The following is a 3,007-nucleotide window of genomic DNA, read 5'->3' on the forward strand; positions in this document are numbered from 1 at the left end:
ATTCAGCGCGGACCCGCCGTGGCGATGCCTCAGCATTGAATTTATGGCCTCAGCACTGGGAGATGAAAGGGACATTATGAAATCCGCGCTGATGACGGCAAGGCGGCCGAAAATGCCCAAGCCTCGCCGCGCCCAAGAGGGCGTGCTTTACGTCGATCTCAATGCGACTGTCCGCGAGAAAGCGTTCAATAGACTTCCGACGGGTTACCGACGCTATCGTTGTCCAAGGTCCGCTCTCGCTTAAGCACGGGGCTCGGAACCTTCATGGATGGCCGCGAGGTTCGCCCGTTTCATGGTGCGACGACAGAGTAGCTAAACAACGGGGCGCCTGGGCCTCGCGTTGAAGCGATGACGGCACAATATGCGTCTGTACCCCGGTGAATGGCTGATGTGTATTTAGAAAAAAAGGCCGCGAAACATGTGTTTCGCGGCCTTTTTTGATGCGATCGTTTGGATCAGATCTCTTCGTTGCCTGACAGCATGATGCAGACAAGCGTGATGAAGGCGGCGATTGCCATGTAGTAGCCGACATAGGCAAGGCCGTAGTTGCTGGCGAGCCAGGTGGCGATAAAGGGTGCCAGCGAGGCGCCGAAGATCCCGGCAAAGTTGGAGGTGATGGAGGCGCCGGTATAGCGCACTGCCACCGGGAACGGGGCTGCCAGCGCAGTTCCGATCGGACCATAGGTCATCCCCGCCAATGCCATGCTGACAGCGGCGAAGATATAGATCTCGGTGAGGCCACCGGTGAGCAGGGTCCGCAGGAAGAACGAGAAGACACCGATCGCGACCGTCGTGGCAACGAGCACGGTGCGGCGGCCAAAGCGGTCCGACAGCTTGCCGGCAATCGGGCAGAAGATGCCGAAGAACACCGAGGCCACGATCTGTACGAGAAGCAGGATTTCGACCACGGGAACGGCAACACGCTCCTTGCGGGCGCCGGCTTCGCCTAACTCCGGGGTTTCGGTGATCGACAGGCGGACCCAGAGGCCGATGCCGATCAGGATGATCGAGGCGATGAACGGCACGCGCCACCCCCAGGTGATGAAGTCTTTCTGGGAGATAAAGTGCAGCAGCAGCCAGAAGACGGCCGACGACAGGAACAGGCCGACCGGCGCGCCCAGTTGCGGAAACATGCCGTACCAGGAGCGCTTGCCCTCCGGGGCATTCTCCGTCGCCAGCAGCACCGCGCCGCCCCACTCGCCACCAAGACCGAAGCCCTGGCCGAAGCGGCAGATGGCCAGCAGCAGAGGCACTGCCACGCCGATCGAGGCGTAGGAGGGCAGGAAGCCGATCAGTAACGTCGAGATGCCCATGGTCATTAGGGCTGCAACGAGCGTCACCTTGCGGCCGATGCGGTCACCGAAATGGGCGAACACGATGGCGCCGATTGGACGGGCGAAGAAGGCGATGGAAAAAGTCGCGAATGATTGCAGGACGCCGGTGGTCGGATCGCTGGTCGGAAAGAACAGCGTCGGGAAAACGAGGACGGCAGCCGTCGCGTAAACGTAAAAGTCGAAGAATTCGATGGTGGTGCCGATCAGGCTTGCCAGCAGAACGCGTGACGGCGAATTCAGGGCGGCGCTGTTTCGTGACGAGGGGGCCGGCGATAATGGCGATATCGCTTGTTAAATTTTCCCACCAATCCGGAATGCTAAGTTCAACTTCACGGGCCTTAACGCAATCTAAGGCCCCGCCAGGCTCGGAACTAATTTTCTACATGACAATGCGATGACGCGTCTCATAATTTAGCCCGCAGCTTTTGGTCGCATACCGCCAATGCCTCAGTCGTTTTCAACGAGGAGCTATCGTTTCGACTCTGCCAACGCAGAAAAAATCTCGCGTGGCAAGCGCCGGGGAAGACGCGAGCCCGGCACAATGTCGTCCGCTCGTCTACGCCAAGCGCACCGCTTCCTTTCCAAATTCCTTGGTAGATTTCTTCTGCTTTGGCATTCCGGTTTCCCTTCAACTCAAGAAAGCTTCTCCACTTTTCTGAAGAAAGTCCCGGCTCAGTTCATCCGTAAAATCGGTGCAACATTTCCCAATAACAAACGACACACCGCAACAGTAGCAAGGCGCATAATGCCGTTGCGCTTCGCATCGCGTACAAACATCGATCTAACTCAGTCGCCAAATAGGACCGGGTAGAGCGTTTTAGTCAAAGGGAAGTTTCATGACACGTTATGTCATCCGCGCTTGGTGTTCGGTGCAGTCGCTGTGCGGCAAATCCCAGGAGCAGCCTCAGCGTGTCGCGATAGGCGGCAACCGTCTGACGACTGACGGCGCGGTGTTGGCCAAGATGTTCAAGAAAGAAGCGCTGAACAAGGTTAGAGAGGGACGGCGCGTTGCGATCAGACATAGTCGTTCTCCCGGAGTGCGAAGCCTTCGAAGCGTGATCCGGCGGTGGCCATCAGATCGGGGATGCCGGTCATGTACCAATAGGTGTCCGATACCTTGGCGTGGCCGACATAGGTCGAGAGCGCCGCGATGGCGTTGTCGATGTCGCATCCGTCTGCTTGCCAGCGCTCCAGCCGTCGACAAATGAAGGTGTGCCTCAAATCATGAATGCGAACGTGGGGATAGGAACCGCGCGGCATGATTCCGGCTGCGAGGCGCAGCCGTTGAAAGACGCCGTGGACGGTTCGCTTGTTGAGGCGTTGCCCGCCTGCGATGGTGAAGAAGGCTTGCTCCTCTTCCTTCCTGGCGAAACGCTCTCGGACCAGCAGATATGAATCAAGCGCGCTGGCGACCGACTGATGAAGCGGCACATGCCGAGACTTTCGGAACTTGGTCATACGCACCGTTGCACAGCAGGCTTCGATATCGACATCGCGGCAGCGCAGGTTGATCGCCTCCGAAATGCGCAGCCCGGTCGCGGCGATCAATCCGATCAACGCCTCGAACACGACCGATGGCAGCCCGCCCTGCGGTTGGAGGGCGCGTGCCGCGGCCATCTAACAGGTCGCGGAAATATCCCCCATTTTTCCGCCGATCCTGGCTAGACAGCTCG

3 protein-coding genes are annotated in these 3,007 nt (G+C 58.7%); 1 reads left to right on the forward strand and 2 read right to left on the reverse strand.

Translation table 11 applies throughout. The features are described from left to right. On the forward strand, positions 1–244 hold a 244-nt coding region (locus EQW76_RS29550), incomplete at its 5' end, for a hypothetical protein (RefSeq protein ID WP_203452810.1). Between the two features lie 211 nt (positions 245–455). On the opposite strand, the gene EQW76_RS28510 is transcribed toward EQW76_RS29550, so the two are convergent. Next, positions 456–1,619, reverse strand: a complete 1,164-nt coding sequence (locus tag EQW76_RS28510) for an MFS transporter (RefSeq protein WP_143123518.1) — start codon at positions 1,617–1,619, stop codon at positions 456–458. Positions 1,620–2,348: 729 nt separating this feature from the next. Next, positions 2,349–2,951, reverse strand: a complete 603-nt coding sequence (locus tag EQW76_RS28520) for a tyrosine-type recombinase/integrase (RefSeq protein ID WP_142832590.1) — start codon at positions 2,949–2,951, stop codon at positions 2,349–2,351. Between the last annotated feature and the right edge of the window lie 56 nt (positions 2,952–3,007).

It is taken from the genome of Rhizobium sp. rho-13.1, assembly GCF_007000305.1.
GTDB lineage: Bacteria > Pseudomonadota > Alphaproteobacteria > Rhizobiales > Rhizobiaceae > Rhizobium > Rhizobium rhododendri.